Here is an 18,305-nt window from a genome sequence, read left to right as displayed (position 1 = left end):
AAGCAGCAGGGCCCCGATCCGAGCGGATCAGGGCCCTGCTGTTCTACTGTCTCAACACAGTGTCGGGGTGACAGGATTTGAACCTGCGACCTCCTCGTCCCGAACGAGGCGCGCTACCAAGCTGCGCCACACCCCGCGGTGTGGTTGCTCCGAACCGGAGCGACCAGGAAAGTCTACCGGACGTTCGAGGGTGCTCACGACCATTCGGGGAACACCCGGGCGCGTCGCGGCGAAGGTCCGCTCAGGCCGTCCGCGCGGTCAGGGTCACGACGACCGCCTCGGGGCGGCACGAGAAGCGCACCGGTGCGTAGATCGACGTCCCGATCCCCGCTGACACCTCGAGCCACGACCAGTGCCCACGGTGCTGCCACTTGTGCAGTCCGCTGACGTACTGCCGGGGGAGGTCCGAGTTCGTGACGAGCGCGCCGACGCCCGGCACCTGCACCTGCCCACCGTGGGTGTGCCCGGCGAAGACGATGTCGGCACCCTGGTCGACGAAGGCATCGAGGACGCGACGGTACGGCGCGTGCGTGATGCCGATCGCCACGGGGGAAGGGCCGTCCTCGTCCTCGGTCCACGGCACGGCGCTGCGCATCTCGTCGACGTTTGTGGGCAGCAGGTCGAGGCGGTCCCAGTCGCGGTGCGCGTCCGACGTGCCGAACAGCTCGAACCGGGATCCGCGGAGCTCGATCGCGTGCGCCTGGTCGTTGACGTCGAGCCACCCGAGTGACTCGAAGAACGCGGTCTGCCGGTCGATGTCGAGCTCGACCGGACGGCGCCCGGTGTGGTGACTGCTCGGGCCGGTGAAGTACCGGAAGGGGTTGCGCGGCGAGGGTCCGTAGAAGTCGTTCGACCCGTGCGCGAAGGCCCCCGGGACACCGCGGAACGGCTCGAGCGCGTACTCGACCGCGGCGTTGGCCGTCGGGTGCCCGAGGTTGTCCCCCGTGTTCACCACGAAGTCCGGCTCGACCAGGCTGAGGTCACGGAGCCACTGCTGCTTGTCGGCCTGCCACGGTGCCATGTGGATGTCAGAGAGGTGCAGGACCGTCACGTCCCGCGAGCCCTCCGGCAGTACCGGGACGGTCTCCCAGCGGATGCCGAAGCGGCGACGCTCGACGAGGGAACCCCACGCCGCCGTCGCCGCTCCGACGGCCGCGCCCGCTGCGATCACTCCCAGCGCGGCGCGACCGCGACTCACCTGCAGTCCTTCGGTGCGTTGCCGTCCTTGTCGCCGAAGAGCTGCACCGTCACCGTCGCGTCCTTGCCGATCGCGGTGCCCTCACCCGGGTCGACAGCGGCGACCGTGCACTGGTTGCCGCCGTCGCCCTTCGCGTACTGCCCGGACAGCGCGACCGTCGTGATGCCGGCCCCCTGCAGGGCGTTCTTGGCGTCACCGACGCTCTTCCCGGTGATCTGCGGGACCGTCGTCTGGCTGCCGTCGGTCGTGAAGACCGTCACGCTCGACCCCGTCGACAGGAGCGACCCCGCTGCCGGTGACGTCGACGAGACCGTCCCGGGAGTCCCGCCGCCGGCCTGCGCGCCGCCGTCGACGTAGGTGAAGCCGGCACCGGCGAGCGTGGCGCGGGCGTCGTCAGCGGTCTTCCCGCTCACGTCGGGCACGGCGACGCTGTTCCCGCGCAGGGCGGTCTGGGACGGCGTCGGGAACGGGTCGGCCGGGTGCAGGTTGTTGATCGGGATCATCGCCTGCTGCCACACGTGGGCACGCTGCGACGCGTAGGAGCCGTAGCCCGCGCCGCTGTTGTAGTGCCGCAGGTTGGTCTTCGCACCGTCGGTGTTGCCCTGCCAGTAGGCGGTCGCGACCTTCGAGCTCGCACCAACGAGCCAGATCTGGTCCGCGTCGTCCGTGGTGCCCGTCTTGGCGAACAGCTGCGTGCCGTCCGGGGTCTGCGCGCCCACGGCGGTGCCGGACTGGATCGTCCCGCGCATCGCGAAGGCGGCGGTCGCGGCGACGCTCGGGTCGAGCACCTGCTTGCACTGCTTCGGCTGCCCGCCGAGCTGCTTGCCGGAGGCGTCGGTGACCTGGTCGATCGCGATCGGGGCGCAGTAGATGCCGCCGTTCGCGATGGTCGCGTAGGCGGACGCCATCGTGAGCGGCGCGATGTTGTTCGTCCCGAGGATCGACGACGGGTAGGCGTTCAGCTCCGTCTTCTCGTCGGCGGAGTGCACACCGAGGTCCTGGGCCGTCTGCCGGATGTCGCACAGGTCGAGCTTCGCGGCCATCGAGGCGAACGCCGCGTTCACGGAGAGCGCGGTCGCACGGGCCACGGTGAACTGGCCCTTCTCGCCCGCAGAGTCGTTCTTCGGGGCCCACGGCGAGGTGATGGTGGAGCCGCACTGGGTCCACCGCGACGTGTTGTGCGGGGTGCCGTTGACGCTCTCGTTCAGGCCGTGTCCGGCCTTCAGCCAGTCGAGCAGCGTGAAGACCTTGTACGTCGACCCGACCTGGAAGCCGATGGAGCCGCCGTACTCCTTGTCGACGCTGTAGTTGATGGACGTCGCGGTCGGGGGCGACTGCAGGGACTGGTCGTAGTCCTTGTTCTGCGCCATCGTCAGGATTCGTCCGGTCGATGCCTCGACGGAGTTGAGCGCACTGCCGAGCTGCAGGCGCGACTCGGTGTTCGGGTCGAAGGTGTTCAGCAGGGTCTTCTGCTGCGCGGTCAGGTCGATGTCCAGCGTGGTCTGGATCTTGTACCCGCCGTTGCGCCAGGCCTGGTCGCGCTCCTTCTGCGTGCCGCCGAGCTGCGACATCTGCTTGACGACCTTCACCGCGTAGTCGCAGAAGAACTGCGCGCCGTTGCCGGCAGCCGACTTGCAGCCCTGGCTCGGCTCGGTCAGGTGCACGTAGTCGGCGGGGTTCGACGCGATCGCCTGGTCGAACTCCTCCTTGGTCAGGTGCTTCTGCGCGTACATCGACTTGAGGATGACGTCGCGGCGGGCCTTGTTGGCCTCGTAGTTCTCCGGCTTCGCCAGGTTGCGCGTGTTCGGCGACTGCACGATCGCCAGGATCGAGGCGGCCTCGGCCGGGGTGAGGTCGGTGGCCGACTTGTTGAAGTAGTGCTGCGCGGCGGCCTGTACACCGTAGGTCTGGTCGCCGAAGTAGGCGATGTTGAGGTACCCGGTCAGGATCTCCTTGTGCGAGTACTTCTTCGCCAGGCCGATGGCGAGCTTCATCTCCTCGAGCTTGCGGGGGATGGTCTGCTCGACGGCGTCGTTGTACGCCTTCTGGCGCTCTTCCTCGGTCGGGAGCTCGAGGGCCTGCTGCATCTTGATGTTGCGGACGAGCTGCATCGTCAGGGTCGAGCCACCGCCCGACTCGCCGAGCCCGCCGGCGATGCTGCCGACGCCGGCGCGCACGAGCGACGTCATGTCGACGCCACCGTGGTCCCAGAAGCGCTTGTCCTCGCCGTCGATCGCGGCGTTCTTCAGCTGGTCGCTGATCTGGTCGTACTGGAGCTCCTCGCGGTTTTGGTCGTAGACCGTCGCGAGCTGGACCGGCTGCCCGTTGCTGTAGGCGTAGATCTCGTTGCGCTGCGGGAGGTCACCGATCTCGATGTACTCCGGCAGGGACTCGAACACGCCGATGGTCGAGGTCGTGGTGACACCGGCGACGGCGATCGCCGGGGTGACCCCGATCGTCACCAGCAGACCGGCGAGCGCGCTGAACCCGACGAAACCGACGAAGGCGCCGATCGCGGAGACGGGCTTGGTCCGCGAGGCAGACTTCTGGGCAGACATAGGATGCAGCCTAAACGACGCCCACGACTGAAAGGCTGGCAAGGAACCGCATGACTCGCTGGGAGTACTTCACCACGCCGTTGATGATCCACAACACCGCTGCCATCCTCAACGCCCACGGCGACGAGGGCTGGGAGCTGGTCCAGGTCGTCACCGGTCCCGAGGGCGGACTCGTCGCCTACCTGAAGCGCCCGAAGGCCGACGCGTGAGCGTCGCGGACCGCCTCGCCGATCTGGGGCTGACGCTCCCGCCGGTCGCCGCACCGGTCGCCGCCTACGTCCCCGCGGTCGTCTCCGGCCAGTACGTCCACACGGCCGGCCAGCTGCCGTTCGTCGACGGCGCACTGCCCGTCACCGGCAAGGTCGGGGCGTCGGTCGACGCCGAGACCGCCACCGCGCAAGCCCGCGTGGCCGCGCTCAACGCGCTTGCGGCCGTCGAGTCGGTCGCCGGCTCGCTCGACCGCGTCGCCCGGGTCGTCAAGGTCACCGTGTTCGTCGCGTCGGAACCGTCCTTCACGGGCCAGCCCGGGGTCGCCAACGGCGCTTCCACCTTGGTCGGCGAGGTCTTCGGGGACGCCGGCGTCCACGCGCGCAGCGCGGTGGGCGTGGCCGTGCTCCCGCTGGACGCACCGGTCGAGGTCGAGCTGGTCGTGGAGCTGACCGACTGACGGACCGTCAGTCTCGTGCGCAACGCAGGTGGGGCCTCCAGTCCGGGTCGGACGGGAGGCCCCACGCACGTTCCGTGGTCTACATCAGTTCCGCGATGGTCGCCATGATCGTCGGGTCGGCCAGCGTGGTCGTGTCGCCGATGCGGCGGCCCTCGGCCGCGTCGCGGAGCAGGCGGCGCATGATCTTGCCCGAGCGCGTCTTCGGCAGTTCCGGCACCACGACGACCTGCCGCGGCTTCGCGATCGCGCCGATGCGCGTGCCGACCCAGTCGCGGAGCTCCTTCGAGACGGCCTCGCGGTCGACGCCCTCGGCCGCCTCGGCGGTCAGGATGACGAACGCGACGACCGCCTGACCGGTCGTCTCGTCGGCGGCGCCGACGACGGCGGCCTCCGCGACGCCCTCGTGCCCGACGAGGGCGGACTCGATCTCCGCGGTGGAGAGCCGGTGGCCGGAGACGTTCATCACGTCATCGACGCGACCCTGCACCCAGATGTCGCCCTGCCCGTCGAGCCGTGCGCCGTCACCGGCGAAGTAGCGGCCGGGGAAGCGCGACCAGTAGGTCTCGACGAAGCGGTCGGGGTCGTTCCAGATGCCGCGGGCCATCGAGGGCCACGGCTCGGTGATCGTGAGGTAGCCGCTCTCGCCGGGGTCGGCGCGGTGCCCCTCCTCGTCGACGATCTCGGCGACGATGCCCGGCAGCGGGGTCTGCGCGGCGCCGGGCTTCAACTTCGTGACACCGGGCAGTGCCGAGATCATGATCGCGCCGGTCTCGGTCTGCCACCAGGTGTCGACGATCGGCGTGCGGTCGTGTCCGATGACTTGCCGGTACCACTGCCACGCCTCGGGGTTGATGGGTTCGCCGACGCTGCCGAGCAGGCGGAGCGTCTCGAGACTCCGTGCCTCGGGGATCTGCCTGCCGGCCTTCATCGCCGCGCGGACCGCGGTCGGGGCGGTGTAGAGGACGGTGACGCCGTAGCTGTCGACGATGTCCCACCAGCGGCCGGGCTTCGGCTCGTCGGGCGTGCCCTCGTACAGCACCTGCGTGACGCCGTTCGCGAGCGGGCCGTAGACGACGTAGGAGTGCCCCGTGATCCAGCCGATGTCGGCGGTGCACCAGTAGACGTCCTTCTCCGGGTGCATGTCGAAGACGTTCCGGTGCGTGTAGGCGGCCTGCGTCAGGTAGCCGCCCGAGGTGTGCACGATGCCCTTCGGCTTCCCGGTCGTGCCCGAGGTGTAGAGGATGAACAGGGGCGTCTCGGCCGGGAACGCCTGTGCCTCGTGCTCGGGGGCGGCCTTCGCCAGTTCGTCGTGCCACCACAGGTCGCGGTCGGTCCAGGCGATCTCGTTGCCGCCGCGCTTGACGACGAGGACGTGCTCGACGGTGTCCGTGCCCTCGCCGGTCAGGGCCTCGTCGACCGCGGGCTTGAGCGGCGAGACCGCGCCGCGTCGCCAGCCGCCGTCCGCGGTGACGACGAGCTTCGCGCCGGCGTCCTCGATGCGGGCGCGGAGGCTCTCGGCACTGAACCCGCCGAAGACGACCGAGTGTACGGCGCCGATCCGGGCGACCGCGAGCATGGTGACGACGGCCTCGGGGATGAGGGGCATGTAGACGACGACGCGGTCGCCCTGCACGACGCCGAGGTCGGTGAGCATGTTGGCGGCGCGCTGCACGTCGGCGGTGAGCTCGGCGTAGGTGATGCGGCGTGTGTCGCCGGGGGCGCCCTCGAAGTGGATGGCCACGCGGTCGCCGTTGCCCGCGCGGACGTGCCGGTCGAGGCAGTTCTCGGCGACGTTGAGCGTGCCGTCGTCGAACCACTTCGCGAACGGCGCGCCGGACCAGTCCAGCGTGCGGGTGAACGGCGTGCGCCAGTCGAGCAGCGTCCGGGCCTGGTCCGCCCAGAACGCCTCGCGGTCGGCGGCGGCGGCCTCGTGGAGGTCCTCCCGCGCGACTGCGTCGGCGACGAAGTCCGCCGTGGGAGCGAAGGTCGGGCCGTCCTCGTGACGTTCGTCGGCCTGGGTCGGTGTGGACATCGGTGTCCTCTCGCATCGGTGCGGCTGGGGTGCAGTCGGAGACTACCCCCGGTGCGGGACCACCCTGCGGGGCCGAGCGGACATTCCGGCCACCGAGTTGCCGAGCATGGGCTGTCATGGGGTACAGTGGTTCCTGCCGGACTCGTTTCCGGTGGCACCGGGCCGGATTCCCCCCAATCCACCGATGCCAAGGCGGCACCAGTTCCCCCCAACAGGTGCCGCCTCTTCTTTTTGTCCGACGCCTGTCGTGCAGCGACCCGAGGCTGCAGGTGTCGATCCGCGTGCTGGTGCCGAAGAGTGGACAGAGCTGTCCACGTCGTCGGTGCAGGGCCGACCGAGGGACGGCTCCGGCTGTGCGCGTCAGCTCGGTCGGCCGTCCGCGTCGTTCCCTCGTCGCCCCGCGGCCGGAGACCGGACACCGAACGGGGTACGGCTTTGCGTGACGGGGTACAACACGGTGCTCCTGGGGTGTCGAGCCGACGGTCTCCACAGGACATACCGATCCCTGCGCTGTGCGCAGTCCGCCGACCTAGCGTCGTCGCATGCACCGCCACCGAGCCGACACCGCCCGGGCCGACCACCACGCCGCTCCGAGGGCCGGCTCCGGAGGGCCCGGTGCTGTGCCGTTCCTGCCGGGAGCCGAGCGGGCTCGACGACGGAGGAACCTCGATCCGTCGGTGTTCGAGGAACTCGCGGCCCTCGTGTCCGACGCGACGACGACGGACGTGCTCGTCGTCGGCGGACACGGCACGTGGATCGACCGCGGACGAGGGCTCGAACCCGCTCGTCCCGAGCTCCCGGAGCGGCGGGCCCGCGCGCTCGCCGCGGAGCTCGTCGCCCTCGGCGGGCGGCACGTCGACGAGACGACACCGTGCGCGGACGTGCGGCACGGCGACGGCGTGCGCGTGCACGTCGTCCTCGCGCCGGTGTCGGTGGGCGGGACCGCGTTGTCCATCCGGCTGCCACGACCCGAACGCCCGACGCTCGCCGAGCTCGAGCGGCTCGGGACGTTCCGCGCTGTTCGACGCGCCGTCCTCGAGGACGCGGTCGCCGGACGGCGCAACGTGCTCGTCACGGGTGCGACCGGCAGCGGGAAGACGACCGTGCTCGCAGCGATGCTCGGCGCGGTGCCCCACGACGAGCGGATCGTCACGGTCGAGGACACCGCGGAGCTCCGGATCGAGCACCCGCACGTGGTCGGGCTCGAGGCGCGGCAGGCGTCCGCCGAGGGGACGGGAGCGATCGGACTCGACCGGCTCGTGCGCGAGGCCCTGCGGATGCGCCCGGACCGGTTGGTCGTGGGGGAGTGCCGCGGTGCCGAGGTCCGCGAGCTCCTCGGAGCCCTGAACACCGGACACGACGGCGGAGCCGGCACCCTGCACGCCAACGGACTCGCCGACGTGGGGGCGCGGCTCGAGGCGCTCGGCGCGCTCGCCGGCCTCGGGCCGCAGGTGCTCGCGCGACAGGTCGTCAGCGCCGTCGACCTCGTCGTGCACCTCGAACGCCGACAGTCGTGGCGCGGGGTCGCGGCGGTCGGGACCTGCGTGCTCGACCGCGACGGGCGGCTCGAGGTCCGCCCCGTCGATCCCGGCGGCCGGTGAGTCGTCGTCGGAGCCGAGCGCCGACGGGCACGGCCACGCCGGGTACCGCCCTGCCGGATGCGGCCGGGGCCGCGCGGGTGCTGGACCGCGTGGCGGTGCTCGTCGCCGCTGGCGTGCCGGTGCCGCGGGCCTGGGCCCTGGTGGGCGGCGTGCCGGAAGCGGACGACCCCGCGTGGCAGGACGTCCACCTCGTCCTGCGTGTGGCGGAACGGACGGGAGCCCCGTCCGCCGGAGCCCTCCGTTCGCTCGCCGCGGCGATGCGTCGGAGCGCCGCCGCCGATCGCGCCGTCCGGGTCGCCCTCGCCGGACCCCGGACGAGCGCTCGGGTCGTCCTGGCGCTGCCCCTCCTCGGTCTCGGGATGGGTTCGGTCTGGGGCGCCGACGCGCTCGGGGTGCTCCTCGCCCGGCCGATCGGGTGGGTGTGCTGCGCGGCGGCGGCCGCACTGGTGTTCGTCGGGCAGCGCTGGAGTCGTCGGATGATCGACGCAGCAACACCCGACGGACACGTGCCGGGCATCCTGCTCGACGCCTGGGCGGTGGGACTGGGCGGCGGTGTCCCGTGGCGCTCGGCGGAGCGTGCCGTGCAGGAGACGCTCCTGGGGCTCGACCACCGGGCGGCGGCGGACCCGACCGCGCGACGGTGCCTGCACGAGGTGCTGGTCCTGAGCCGACGCGCCGGGGTGCCCGCCGTGGGGCTGCTCCGGGCCGCCGCCGAGGACGTCCGGGACGACGCCGCGGCCGCCGGGCTGGCAGCGGCGGAGCGGCTGGCGGTCCGGCTCGTGCTGCCGCTGGGCGTCTGCGTCCTGCCGGCCTTCGTCCTGGTCGGGGTCGTCCCGGTCGTGGTCGGGGTCCTCTCCTCCACCGTGGGCGGTCTCCGCTGAACCGTCCACAGACCGGCCGTCCGAGCGCCGGAGGCCGCCGCCGGTGCACGACTGTGGATGCACCACAGAGGAAGGGGAACCCATGATCGACTCGACACCTCGGACGGACTCGGCACCTCGGACCGAGCCGGCACCTCCGGCCGGGCGGGCCGGCGCGCACCGACCGCGCACGCGGCGACTCCGGGAGCGGATCGCCGACGACCGAGGCTCGGCCACCGCCGAGTACGCCGTCGTCATCCTGGCCGCGGTCGCCTTCGCCGGCGTGCTCGTCGCCGTGATGCGCTCGGGTGAGGTCCACCAGATCCTGACCGACCTCGTCCGCGGGGCACTCGTCCCGTGACCGCGTCGGCTCCCGTCGTTCGCGACCGCGGCAGTGTCACGGTCGAGTTCGCCGTCGGGCTCCCGCTGGTCGCCCTCGTCCTGGTCTCGCTGGTCGCGGGAGTGGTGGTCGTCGACCGGGTCGGGCGGCTCCAGTCGGTCGCCGGGACGGCGTCGCGGGCGCTGGGGCGCGGCGACGACCGGGGCGCGGATGCCGCGCTCGCTGCCGCTGCCGGTGTCTCGTCCCGGGTGCGGCAGGAGCACGGTCTGGTGTGCGTGGACGTGCAGGCGACCTCGGGCGGCCCGTTCTCGGTCCTGCCGCTCCGTGCGACCGGCTGCGCGGCGGCAGGCGGTCGCTGATGCGGACGGACCGGGGCTCGGCGACCGTCGCGCTGGTCGCCGTGCTGGCGCTCGTCCTGCTCGTCGTCACGGCGGCGCTCGCCGGGGCTCGGTCGCGGGTGCTCATCGAACGGACGCGGACCGCCGCCGACGCCGCCGCTCTCGCCGCCGCAGCCGCGCTCGTGCACCGTGTCCCCGGCACCCCGTGCGCCGTCGCCGCTCGCGTCGCCGTGGCCAACGGGGTCGCCCTGGACGCCTGCGCCACGGTCGCCGCCACGGCCCGCGTCCGGACGGTGGCCGGCTCCGGAGCGTTCGCCGTGAACGCCGTCGCCGTCGCCGGTCCCGCGTGCGGCCTGCCCGAACAGTGTGTGTATGGTGTGCACGTCGGCCCCCGGTCACCGTTGTCCCGGTCGACCCGGACACCGTTGCGGTCCTGGGCCGGCGCGCACCATCGATCAAGGAGTCACGTGCCAGGCACGAAGAAGCTCGTGATCGTCGAGAGCCCTGCGAAGGCGAAGACGATCGCGCAATACCTCGGCGACGGATACGAGGTCCAGGCGTCAGTCGGACACATCCGCGACCTCGTCGAGCCCAAGAACCTGCCGGCGGAGCTCAAGAAGGGCTCCCTGGGGAAGTTCTCGGTCGACGTCGACAACGGCTTCGAGCCCTACTACGTCGTCTCCGACGCGAAGAAGAAGACCGTCTCCGAGCTCAAGCGCGCCCTGAAGGACGCCGACGAGCTCTACCTCGCAACTGATGAGGACCGCGAGGGCGAGGCCATCGCGTGGCACCTGCTGCAGGTCCTCAAGCCGAAGGTGCCGGTCAAGCGCATGGTCTTCCACGAGATCACCAAGGAGGCCATCCAGCGCGCGCAGGAGGCCACCCGCGAACTCGACACCGCCCTGGTCGACGCGCAGGAGACCCGCCGCATCCTCGACCGGCTCTACGGGTACGAGGTCTCGCCGGTGCTCTGGCGCAAGGTCGGCCCCGGGCTGTCCGCCGGTCGTGTGCAGTCGGCCGCGACGCGACTCGTCGTCGACCGGGAGCGCGAGCGCCTGGCGTTCGTGTCCGCCAACTACTGGGACCTGACGGCCCGCTTCGAGAAGGTCGGCGACGCAGCCTTCACGGCCCGCCTCGCCCGACTGCAGGGGACGCGAGTCGCCTCGGGCCGCGACTTCGACGACCGCGGTGCGCTGAAGGGCGATGCCGTCCGCCTCGACGAGGCATCGGCCGCGTCGCTCACCACGGTGCTCCAGAGCGCCGGTGACGCGGTCGTGCGCAGCGTCGAGTCGAAGCCGTACACGCGTCGGCCGGCCGCACCGTTCACGACGTCGACCCTGCAGCAGGAGGCAGCGCGCAAGCTGCGCTTCTCCGCCCGGCAGACGATGAGCGTCGCGCAGGGGCTGTACGAGAACGGCCACATCACCTACATGCGAACGGACTCGTCGTCGCTGTCGCAGCAGGCGGTCACCGCGGCACGCAAGCAGGCGTCGGCGCTGTACGGGCCGGAGACGATCCCCGACAAGCCGCGCAGCTACGCGGGCAAGAGCAAGAACGCCCAGGAGGCCCACGAGGCCATCCGCCCGGCCGGCGACACCTTCCGCACGCCCTCCGAGATGAACGGTGTGCTGCGGGGCAACGACTGGAAGCTCTACGACCTCATCTGGAAGCGCACGGTCGCGTCGCAGATGGCGGACGCCAAGGGCTCGACCGCGTCGGTCGTCCTCGGCATCACGTCGAGCGACAGCGTCGCAGGGGTCGCGTCGACGGCGAACGGCACGGACGCCGAGTTCACCGCGTCGGGCACCGTCATCACCTTCCGTGGCTTCCTCAACGCCTACGAGGAAGGCCGAGACGAGGAGCGGCACGGCGGCGAGAACGGCGACGCGAAGCTCCCGCAGATGGCCGAGGGCGACCACCTCGGCGTCAGCGAGGTCGAGGCCAAGGGGCACGACACCTCCGCTCCGCCGCGCTACACCGAGGCCAGCCTGGTGAAGACGCTCGAGGAACTCGGCATCGGTCGTCCGTCGACATACGCCGCGATCATCTCGACGATCATGGACCGCGGGTACGTCACGCAGCGCGGGAGTGCCCTCGTGCCGAACTGGATCGCGTTCAGCGTGGTCCGGCTCCTCGAGGACCACTTCGGCGACCTGGTGCAGTACGACTTCACCGCCGGCATGGAAGAGGACCTCGACCGCATCGCGAGCGGCGAAGCCGACCGCATCGACTGGCTCAAGGGCTTCTACTTCGGCGGCGACGACCACCGCGGACTCCGCACCGTCATCGACAACCTGGGTGAGATCGACGCGCGAGACATCAACTCGGTCGAGCTCGCGCCGGGCCTGACCCTGCGCATCGGGCGCTACGGGCCCTACATCGAGGTGCCGAGCGACGACCCGGAGAAGCCGCGGCGGGTGAACGTGCCCGAGGACCTCGCGCCCGACGAGCTGACCACCGAGAAGGCGCGCGAGCTCGTCGAGGCCCCGGTCGTCGGGGACCGCGTCGTGGGCATCAACCCCGAGACGGGCAAGGAGGTCCTGGCGAAGGACGGCCGGTTCGGCCCGTACGTCACCGAGCGCACGCCCGAACCGGAACCCACCGTCGACCCGTCCACGGGCGAGGTCACGGAGCCGGCCGCGGCCGAGGCGAGTGCGTCCGCGACCGCGTCTGCGCCGGCGGAGAAGGCGACGACGGGGAAGGCGACGACCACCGCGAAGGGCGCCAAGGCCCCTGCGAAGAAGACGACGAAGAAGGCCGCCGCGCCGAAGGAACGCACCGCGTCGCTCTTCAAGTCGATGGACCCGCAGACGGTGGACCTCGAGACCGCCCTCAAGCTCCTCGACCTGCCCCGGGTCGTCGGCAAGGACCCGGAGTCGGGCGACGACATCACGGCGCAGAACGGTCGCTACGGCCCGTACGTCAAGAAGGGGACGGACACCCGCACCCTGCCGAGCGAGGACGCGATCTTCGAGGTCGACCTGCCCGGCGCGCTGGAGCTGTTCGCGCAGCCCAAGTACGGCGGTCGACGTGCTGCCACCGCGGCGCTCAAGGAGTTCGAGGCCGACCCCGTGTCCGGCAAGCCGATCAAGGTGAAGGACGGCCGCTTCGGCCCCTACGTCACGGACGGCGAGACGAACGCGACCATCCCGCGGGGCGAGGACGTCGAGACCGTCGACCACGCCCGTGCCGTGCAGCTGCTCGCGGACAAGCGTGCCAAGGGACCGGTGAAGAAGAAGGCGCCGGCGCGGAAGACGGCGGCCAAGAAGAAGTGACCGGGCGGTTCATCACCCTCGAGGGTGGCGACGGCGCGGGCAAGACCACCCAGGCCGAGCTCCTCACCGCCTGGCTCGAGGAGCACGGTCGCACGGTCGTGCGCACCCGGGAGCCGGGCGGCACCGAGCTCGGGCAGCGCATCCGCGAGATGGTCCTGCACGAGCGGGGTCACGTCGCACCGCGCGCCGAGGCACTCCTCTACGCGGCCGACCGCGCCCACCACGTCGAGACGGTCGTCCGGCCCGCCCTCGCCCGTGGCGAGGTCGTCCTGCAGGACCGCTACATCGACTCGTCGGTGGCGTACCAGGGAGTCGCACGCGGGCTCGGTGCCGACCGGATCCGCTCCGTCTCGGACTGGGCCGCCGACGGACTCGTGCCCGACCTGACGGTGTTGCTCGACCTCGACGTGACGGTGGGGCGCAGCCGGGTCGCGGCCGCGCGGGGTGACGTCTTCGACCGCCTCGAGTCCGAGGCTGCGGCGTTCCACGAGACGGTGCGACGAGCCTTCCTCGACGCCGCCGACGCCGAGCCGGAGCGCTTCCTCGTCGTGGACGCCGGCCAGTCCGCAGACGCCGTGCAGCGCACGGTCCGCTCGGCCGTCGGTGCCCTCGTCGGGATCACGGACGAGGACGGCCGGGTGTGACGGTGGCTGCTGACAGGATGGCTCCGTGAGCGTGTGGGACGGCCTGACCGGACAGGACGACGCGGTCGCCGCCCTGCGCAGCGCGGCCGAGGCCCCGGACGGCACCGGCGGCATGACCCACTCGTGGCTCATCACCGGGCCGCCCGGGTCCGGGCGGTCGAACGTCGCCGCCGCCTTCGCCGCGGCACTGGTCGGCGACGGCGCGGACGACGACCACGCCCTGCAGCAGATCACCGCCCGCACCCATCCCGACGTCTCGGTGCTGACCACGCAGCGCGTCATCATCACGATCGACGAGATCCGGCAGCTGGTCACGTCGTCGTACTACTCACCGTCGGTGGGGCGGTACCGCATCGTCATCATCGAGGACGCGGACCGCATGACGGAGCGCACCTCGAACCTGCTGCTCAAGGCGCTCGAGGAGCCGCCGGAGCGGACGGTGTGGATCCTGTGCGCGCCGAGCGAGGCGGACCTGCTCCCGACGATCCGCTCTCGCGTCCGTTCCGTGCGGCTGCGCGTGCCCGACGTCGCGTCCGTTGCCGAGCTCATCGTCGCCCGTACCGGGGGCGACCGCGCGCTCGCCACCGATGCGGCGCGGCAGGCGCAGAGCCACATCGGCATGGCCCAGCGGCTGGCGACGAGCGAGGACGCCCGTGCCCGTCGACGCCGGACGCTCGAGACCGTGCTCGGCGTGCGCTCGGTCGGCGACGCCGTCATGGCCGCGGCCGAACTCCTGTCGGTCGCGGACGAGGACGCCAAGGCGATCACCCAGCAGCGCGACGGCGAGGAACGGGACGCCGCGCTGCGGTCGCTCGGCGTGGAGCCGGGCGGCACGGTCCCGCCGGCGCTGCGGTCGCAGCTGCGGGCCCTCGAAGAGGACCAGAAGCGCCGGGCGACGCGGAGTCTGCGCGACGGCCTGGACCGCATCCTGGTCGACGTCTCGTCGTTGTACCGGGACCTCCTGCTGCTCGGTCTCGGTGCACCGGCCGAGCCGGTCAACCTGGCGATGCGTGACCAGCTCGACCGGGCGCTCGAGACGGTGCCACCGGCATCGGCGCTCGAGGTCCTGGACGCGATCGCCCTGGCGCGGCAGCGGATCGCGGCGAACGTCGCGGCGCTCCTCGCCCTCGAGGCGCTGCTCGTGACCATCGCCCGCGCGACCCGCTGACCGGAGCCGGCGAGGCGGACGCGCGTCGAGCCTCCCGGCCGGGTCAGCGACCACCCACCGGACCCTGCGCAACCCCGCAGCCGAGCGCCCCGACCGTCGTGAGAAGATCGCGACATGCCCGAAGCCGCACCCGGACTGCGTGAGCGCAAGCGCCGCGCCACCCGTCTCGCGATCCAGCAGGCCGCCCTGCGGATCGCGCTCGACTCCGGCTGGCCCGCCGTCACGGTCGACGAGATCGCCCGACGCGCCGACGTGTCCCCGCGCACGTTCTTCAACTACTTCCCGAGCAAGGAGCAGGCCCTCCTCGGCGACGACCCGACCCTGCCGACCGGCCCGGCGCTCGACACGTTCCGCGCCGGGGGCCCGAGCGGTGAGCTCCTGGCCGACCTCGGCACCCTGCTCGTGCACACGACGAGCGAGCTGGTCGAGGAGCGCGGCCTGCTCGCGGAACGGCAGCGGGTGCTCCGCGCCGCGCCCGAGCTGTTCACCCGGCGCATGGCGTCGATGAAGGAGTTCCAGGCCGAGATCGAGGAGGCCGTGTCGGCGCGGCTCGCAGCGACCGAGCCGGACGTCGCGGCGGACCCGGACGCGCTGCGTCGACGGGCCCGACTCGCCTCGGTGGTGGCGCTCGCGGCGCTGCGGCACGCCTGGTGGGAGTGGTCCGACGGGGCCTCGGAGTCGGAGCTCTTCGAGGAGCTGCAGCGCTCGTTCGACGAGCTCGGGGCGCTCGTTTCGCGTTCCCTCGTCTGAACCTGTATAGTCATTGCTCGTGCCGCTCCGGGAACGGAGCGTCCGCCGCCTTAGCTCAGTCGGCAGAGCGATTCACTCGTAATGAATAGGTCGTCGGTTCGATTCCGACAGGCGGCTCCACGCCGGAACCCCCGGTCGGACGATGTCCGACCGGGGGTTCCCTCGTTCTGGCTGCCAGTCGCTGCTCGGCCACGGACCGAGCCCGGTCGCCGCGCGGCAGCCCCCTGGTAGACAGGTCCCATGACGGTTCGCTGGGGAGTCATCGGCACGGGCGGCATCGCCCACTCGTTCGTGGCGGACTGCACCGCCGCCGGCATCGAGTTCGTCGCGGTCGGCAGCCGCACGCGCGGGTCCGCCGAAGCGTTCGCCGCCGAGTACGGCATCGCCCGGGCCCACGGCTCCTACGCCGACCTGGTCGCCGACCCGGACGTGGAAGCCGTCTACGTCGCCACGCCCCACTCCCGCCACGCGGACGACGCCCTGCTCGCGATCGCGGCGGGCAAGCACGTCCTGGTCGAGAAGGCCTTCACCATCACGGCGGCCGAGGCACGCCGCGTGGTCGACGCCGCCCGCCGCGCCGACGTGGCCGTGACGGAGGCGATGTGGACCCGCTTCCTGCCGCAGATGCGGATGATCCGGGAGCTCGTCGCCGAGGGGCGCATCGGACGCCCGCGGCTCGTCGAGGCCAGCCACCACCAGGCCCTGCCGACCGACCCCCACCACCGGCTGAACGACCCGGCGCTCGGGGGCGGAGCGATGCTGGACCTCGGCATCTACCCGATCTCCTTCGCCGTCGACGTCCTCGGCGTGCCGACCAGGGTCACAGCAGCGGGCACGGTGAGCGAGCAGGGTGTCGACACGCAGATGGGCGTGGTGCTCACGCACGAGGGCGGGGCCCAGTCGGTGCTCCACTTCGCGCTGGACCTGCGGAGTCCGAACACGGCGTCGATCATCGGCGAGGACGGCCGCATCGACCTCGACGACACCTGGTACACGCCGACGACGTGGCGGCTCCGCGACCGCGACGGCACGGTGCTCGAGGAGTTCGACTCGCGCGAGGAGCTCGCCGGCTACGCCCACGAGGCGCGTGCCTTCGAGGCGATGGTCACTGCCGGCACCCACGAGGGCGGCCCGATGGACCCCGAGGAGACGGTGGCCGTCATGGCGGTCATGGACGAGGCCCGCCGGCAGGTGGGCGTCCGCTACGCGGCAGACGACGAGGGACCGGACCGATCCGGTCTGGAGGCTCCTCCCGCGGTTCCGTAGGATCGGTCGCGATGTCCGACCAGCAGCCCTCGTCGAAGTCCGTCCCGGCACGCCTCCGCGGCGCCGCCTCGTCCCTGCGCCGCTCGGTGGCGCGCCGACCGGTCCCGTGGATCGCCGGTGGTCTCGTCGGTGTGCTCGTGCTCGGTTCGGGCGCGTCGTTCGCGGTGGCCGCTGCGACGATGCCGTCGCACCCGTCCGCAGCCACGGCGTCCGCGACCACCGCCGCCCAGTCGGGCACGCCACGGGCATCCGCGACGCCGACTGCGACGCCGACCGCCGACGCGCGCGCCGTGCCCGAGGCCCCCGCAGGGCCGACGGCCCTGCGCACCTGCACCATCGACGCCGCGGCCTCGGCCGCCGGACTCGGCTCGTTCGAGGGCTTCGTCATGGACGCGGCGTCGGGTGAGACGCTGTTCTCGCGGAACGGGGAAGAGGCCGCGCAGACCGGCAGCGTGATGAAGACGCTGACGAGCGCCACGGCCCTCGCGGTCCTCGGCGGCGACCACCGGATCCCCACCACGGTGACGCGGGAGGGCGACGGCACCGTCGCGCTCGTCGGGCACGGCGACGCGACGCTCTCGGCCGGCAACGGCACGGTGTACCCGGGGGCGCCGACCCTCGCGCAGCTCGCACAGCAGGTGAAGGCGGCGCTCGGTGATGCCCCGGTGACGACCATCGTCGCCGACGACAGCTACTGGGACGACGCCGATGCGTGGGACCCGACCTGGCCGGAGAGCGAGCGGACGATCGGGTACCAGCCGCGGGTCACCGCGCTCATGGTCGACGGCGACCGGGCGAACCCGGCGGCAGCGACGTCGCCCCGTTCGACCGACCCGGTCGGGCGCGCCGGGGCAGCCTTCCGCACGGCGCTCGCGAACGCGGGCGTCGTCGGTGCCGGGAGCGCGCAGGTGGTGCAGCGTGCCACCACGAGCACGGACCAGATCGCATCGGTCTCCTCGCAGCCGGTCTCGACGCTGATCGGGCAGATGATCCCGAACTCCGACAACACCCTGGCCGAGATGCTCGCCCGCGTCTCGTCGAAGGAGTCCGGTGCAGGCGGCTCGGCGGCCTCGCTGACCGGTGTCTACCAGAAGGCCCTCGCCGGGTACGGCGTGGACCCCACGGGCATCACGATCAAGGACGGCTCGGGGGAGAGCGCGGCGAACGCGGTGTCGCCGTCGTTCGTCGCCCACCTGATGGTCGCGGTCGCCGCGGGCGAGAAGGGCCTCGGCGTCCTGTCCGAGTCGCTGCCGGTCGCCGGGGTGTCCGGAACCCTGGCGAGCCGGTTCACCGGCGACAACGCGGTGGCGCGCGGCAAGGTGCACGCGAAGACCGGGTGGATCGACAGCGCGAACACGCTCGGCGGGTACATCGACGCGGCGGACGGCCGACGCCTGACCTTCGCGTTCTACGCCATCGGGTCCTCGCGTGCCGCCGCGCTGCCGGCGCTCGACGCGGTGACCGCGGCGACGTTCCGGTGCGGCGGGAACCTGACCTCGTCGTGATGCGCGCGGTGTCCTGACACCGGCCCCGCCGTGCCGTGCGCGCGCCGCCCGGAGCGCGGGTCGCGCCTCACCGCGTCCGGAGGCGCGAGGTGCAGGATGGACG

General features: G+C 72.1%; 15 protein-coding genes and 2 tRNA genes. 13 read left to right on the top strand and 4 right to left on the bottom strand.

All coding sequences use genetic code 11. The features are described from left to right. Nucleotides 1-62: 62 nt before the first annotated feature. The 3 genes from ABIC52_RS08275 to ABIC52_RS08265 all read right to left on the bottom strand — a co-directional run bounded on the left by ABIC52_RS08275 (nucleotide 63) and on the right by ABIC52_RS08265 (nucleotide 3,756). A tRNA-Pro gene (locus ABIC52_RS08275) sits at nucleotides 63-136 on the bottom strand. 105 nt (nucleotides 137-241) lie between these two features. After that, on the bottom strand, nucleotides 242-1,198 hold the full coding sequence (locus ABIC52_RS08270) for a metallophosphoesterase (protein WP_209678458.1): 957 nt from the start codon (nucleotides 1,196-1,198) through the stop codon (nucleotides 242-244). Continuing rightward, nucleotides 1,195-3,756: a transglycosylase domain-containing protein gene (locus tag ABIC52_RS08265; protein ID WP_126891665.1), complete on the bottom strand. Its 2,562-nt coding sequence runs from the start codon at nucleotides 3,754-3,756 to the stop codon at nucleotides 1,195-1,197. Before ABIC52_RS08265 ends, ABIC52_RS08270 begins: the two co-directional genes overlap by 4 nt. 50 nt (nucleotides 3,757-3,806) lie before the next feature. Between ABIC52_RS08265 and sp36 the strand changes: the two genes are divergently transcribed. Together sp36 and ABIC52_RS08255 are read left to right on the top strand one after the other, a co-directional pair. Continuing rightward, the gene (sp36, locus tag ABIC52_RS08260) at nucleotides 3,807-3,965 is read left to right on the top strand and encodes a Sp36 family protein (RefSeq protein WP_111227112.1); all 159 of its coding nucleotides are present in this window, start codon (nucleotides 3,807-3,809) and stop codon (nucleotides 3,963-3,965) included. Continuing rightward, nucleotides 3,962-4,423, top strand: coding sequence for a RidA family protein (locus ABIC52_RS08255; RefSeq protein ID WP_126891666.1), 462 nt, complete (start codon nucleotides 3,962-3,964; stop codon nucleotides 4,421-4,423). The genes sp36 and ABIC52_RS08255 overlap by 4 nt, the downstream gene beginning before the upstream one ends. 79 nt (nucleotides 4,424-4,502) lie before the next feature. Here the strand turns inward: ABIC52_RS08255 and acs are convergent, their stop codons facing one another. After that, nucleotides 4,503-6,455: an acetate--CoA ligase gene (acs, locus tag ABIC52_RS08250; protein WP_209824162.1), complete on the bottom strand. Its 1,953-nt coding sequence runs from the start codon at nucleotides 6,453-6,455 to the stop codon at nucleotides 4,503-4,505. A 542-nt stretch (nucleotides 6,456-6,997) separates the two neighbouring features. Between acs and ABIC52_RS08245 the strand changes: the two genes are divergently transcribed. From ABIC52_RS08245 to dacB, 11 genes are all read left to right on the top strand, one after another. After that, nucleotides 6,998-8,056 carry a TadA family conjugal transfer-associated ATPase gene (locus ABIC52_RS08245; protein ID WP_209678452.1) on the top strand — a complete coding sequence of 353 codons (1,059 nt, stop codon included), beginning with the start codon at nucleotides 6,998-7,000 and terminating at the stop codon, nucleotides 8,054-8,056. 77 nt (nucleotides 8,057-8,133) lie between these two features. After that, entirely contained in the window at nucleotides 8,134-8,937 is an 804-nt protein-coding gene (locus tag ABIC52_RS08240) for a type II secretion system F family protein (protein WP_354027077.1), read from the top strand. Between the two features lie 82 nt (nucleotides 8,938-9,019). After that, entirely contained in the window at nucleotides 9,020-9,277 is a 258-nt protein-coding gene (locus ABIC52_RS08235) for a DUF4244 domain-containing protein (protein WP_274542780.1), read from the top strand. Beyond that, nucleotides 9,274-9,615: a hypothetical protein gene (locus ABIC52_RS08230; protein WP_209678448.1), complete on the top strand. Its 342-nt coding sequence runs from the start codon at nucleotides 9,274-9,276 to the stop codon at nucleotides 9,613-9,615. Before ABIC52_RS08235 ends, ABIC52_RS08230 begins: the two co-directional genes overlap by 4 nt. Nucleotides 9,616-10,061: 446 nt before the next feature. After that, nucleotides 10,062-12,869 (top strand): type I DNA topoisomerase, encoded by a 2,808-nt coding sequence (gene topA, locus ABIC52_RS08225; protein WP_354027122.1) that lies wholly within the window; start codon nucleotides 10,062-10,064, stop codon nucleotides 12,867-12,869. After that, a complete protein-coding gene (gene tmk, locus ABIC52_RS08220; RefSeq protein ID WP_354027076.1) occupies nucleotides 12,866-13,513 on the top strand; it encodes a dTMP kinase in 648 nt (215 codons plus the stop codon). Before topA ends, tmk begins: the two co-directional genes overlap by 4 nt. A 25-nt stretch (nucleotides 13,514-13,538) precedes the next feature. Then, nucleotides 13,539-14,681: a DNA polymerase III subunit delta' gene (locus ABIC52_RS08215; RefSeq protein WP_354027075.1), complete on the top strand. Its 1,143-nt coding sequence runs from the start codon at nucleotides 13,539-13,541 to the stop codon at nucleotides 14,679-14,681. Nucleotides 14,682-14,795: 114 nt separating this feature from the next. Next, entirely contained in the window at nucleotides 14,796-15,431 is a 636-nt protein-coding gene (locus tag ABIC52_RS08210) for a TetR/AcrR family transcriptional regulator (RefSeq protein ID WP_209678444.1), read from the top strand. A 44-nt stretch (nucleotides 15,432-15,475) separates the two neighbouring features. Beyond that, nucleotides 15,476-15,551, top strand: a tRNA-Thr gene (locus tag ABIC52_RS08205). A gap of 120 nt (nucleotides 15,552-15,671) precedes the next feature. Next, a complete protein-coding gene (locus ABIC52_RS08200; RefSeq protein ID WP_126892482.1) occupies nucleotides 15,672-16,697 on the top strand; it encodes a Gfo/Idh/MocA family protein in 1,026 nt (341 codons plus the stop codon). Between the two features lie 11 nt (nucleotides 16,698-16,708). After that, nucleotides 16,709-18,202 (top strand): D-alanyl-D-alanine carboxypeptidase/D-alanyl-D-alanine endopeptidase, encoded by a 1,494-nt coding sequence (gene dacB, locus ABIC52_RS08195; RefSeq protein WP_354027074.1) that lies wholly within the window; start codon nucleotides 16,709-16,711, stop codon nucleotides 18,200-18,202. The last annotated feature ends 103 nt before the right edge of the window (nucleotides 18,203-18,305 follow it).

The organism is Curtobacterium oceanosedimentum, from assembly GCF_040545555.1.
Taxonomy (GTDB): domain Bacteria; phylum Actinomycetota; class Actinomycetes; order Actinomycetales; family Microbacteriaceae; genus Curtobacterium.
This window is presented reverse-complemented; position numbering and strand designations above follow the sequence as displayed.

Excerpts from the sequence above, each read along its gene's own strand:
- ABIC52_RS08265 (WP_126891665.1), bottom strand. The coding sequence starts at position 3,756 with ATGTCTGCCCAGAAGTCTGCCTCGCGGACCAAGCCCGTCTCCGCGATC.
- sp36 (WP_111227112.1), top strand. The coding sequence starts at position 3,807 with ATGACTCGCTGGGAGTACTTCACCACGCCGTTGATGATCCACAACACC.
- acs (WP_209824162.1), bottom strand. The coding sequence starts at position 6,455 with ATGTCCACACCGACCCAGGCCGACGAACGTCACGAGGACGGCCCGACC.
- ABIC52_RS08245 (WP_209678452.1), top strand. The coding sequence starts at position 6,998 with ATGCACCGCCACCGAGCCGACACCGCCCGGGCCGACCACCACGCCGCT.
- ABIC52_RS08235 (WP_274542780.1), top strand. The coding sequence starts at position 9,020 with ATGATCGACTCGACACCTCGGACGGACTCGGCACCTCGGACCGAGCCG.
- ABIC52_RS08210 (WP_209678444.1), top strand. The coding sequence starts at position 14,796 with ATGCCCGAAGCCGCACCCGGACTGCGTGAGCGCAAGCGCCGCGCCACC.
- ABIC52_RS08200 (WP_126892482.1), top strand. The coding sequence starts at position 15,672 with ATGACGGTTCGCTGGGGAGTCATCGGCACGGGCGGCATCGCCCACTCG.
- dacB (WP_354027074.1), top strand. The coding sequence starts at position 16,709 with ATGTCCGACCAGCAGCCCTCGTCGAAGTCCGTCCCGGCACGCCTCCGC.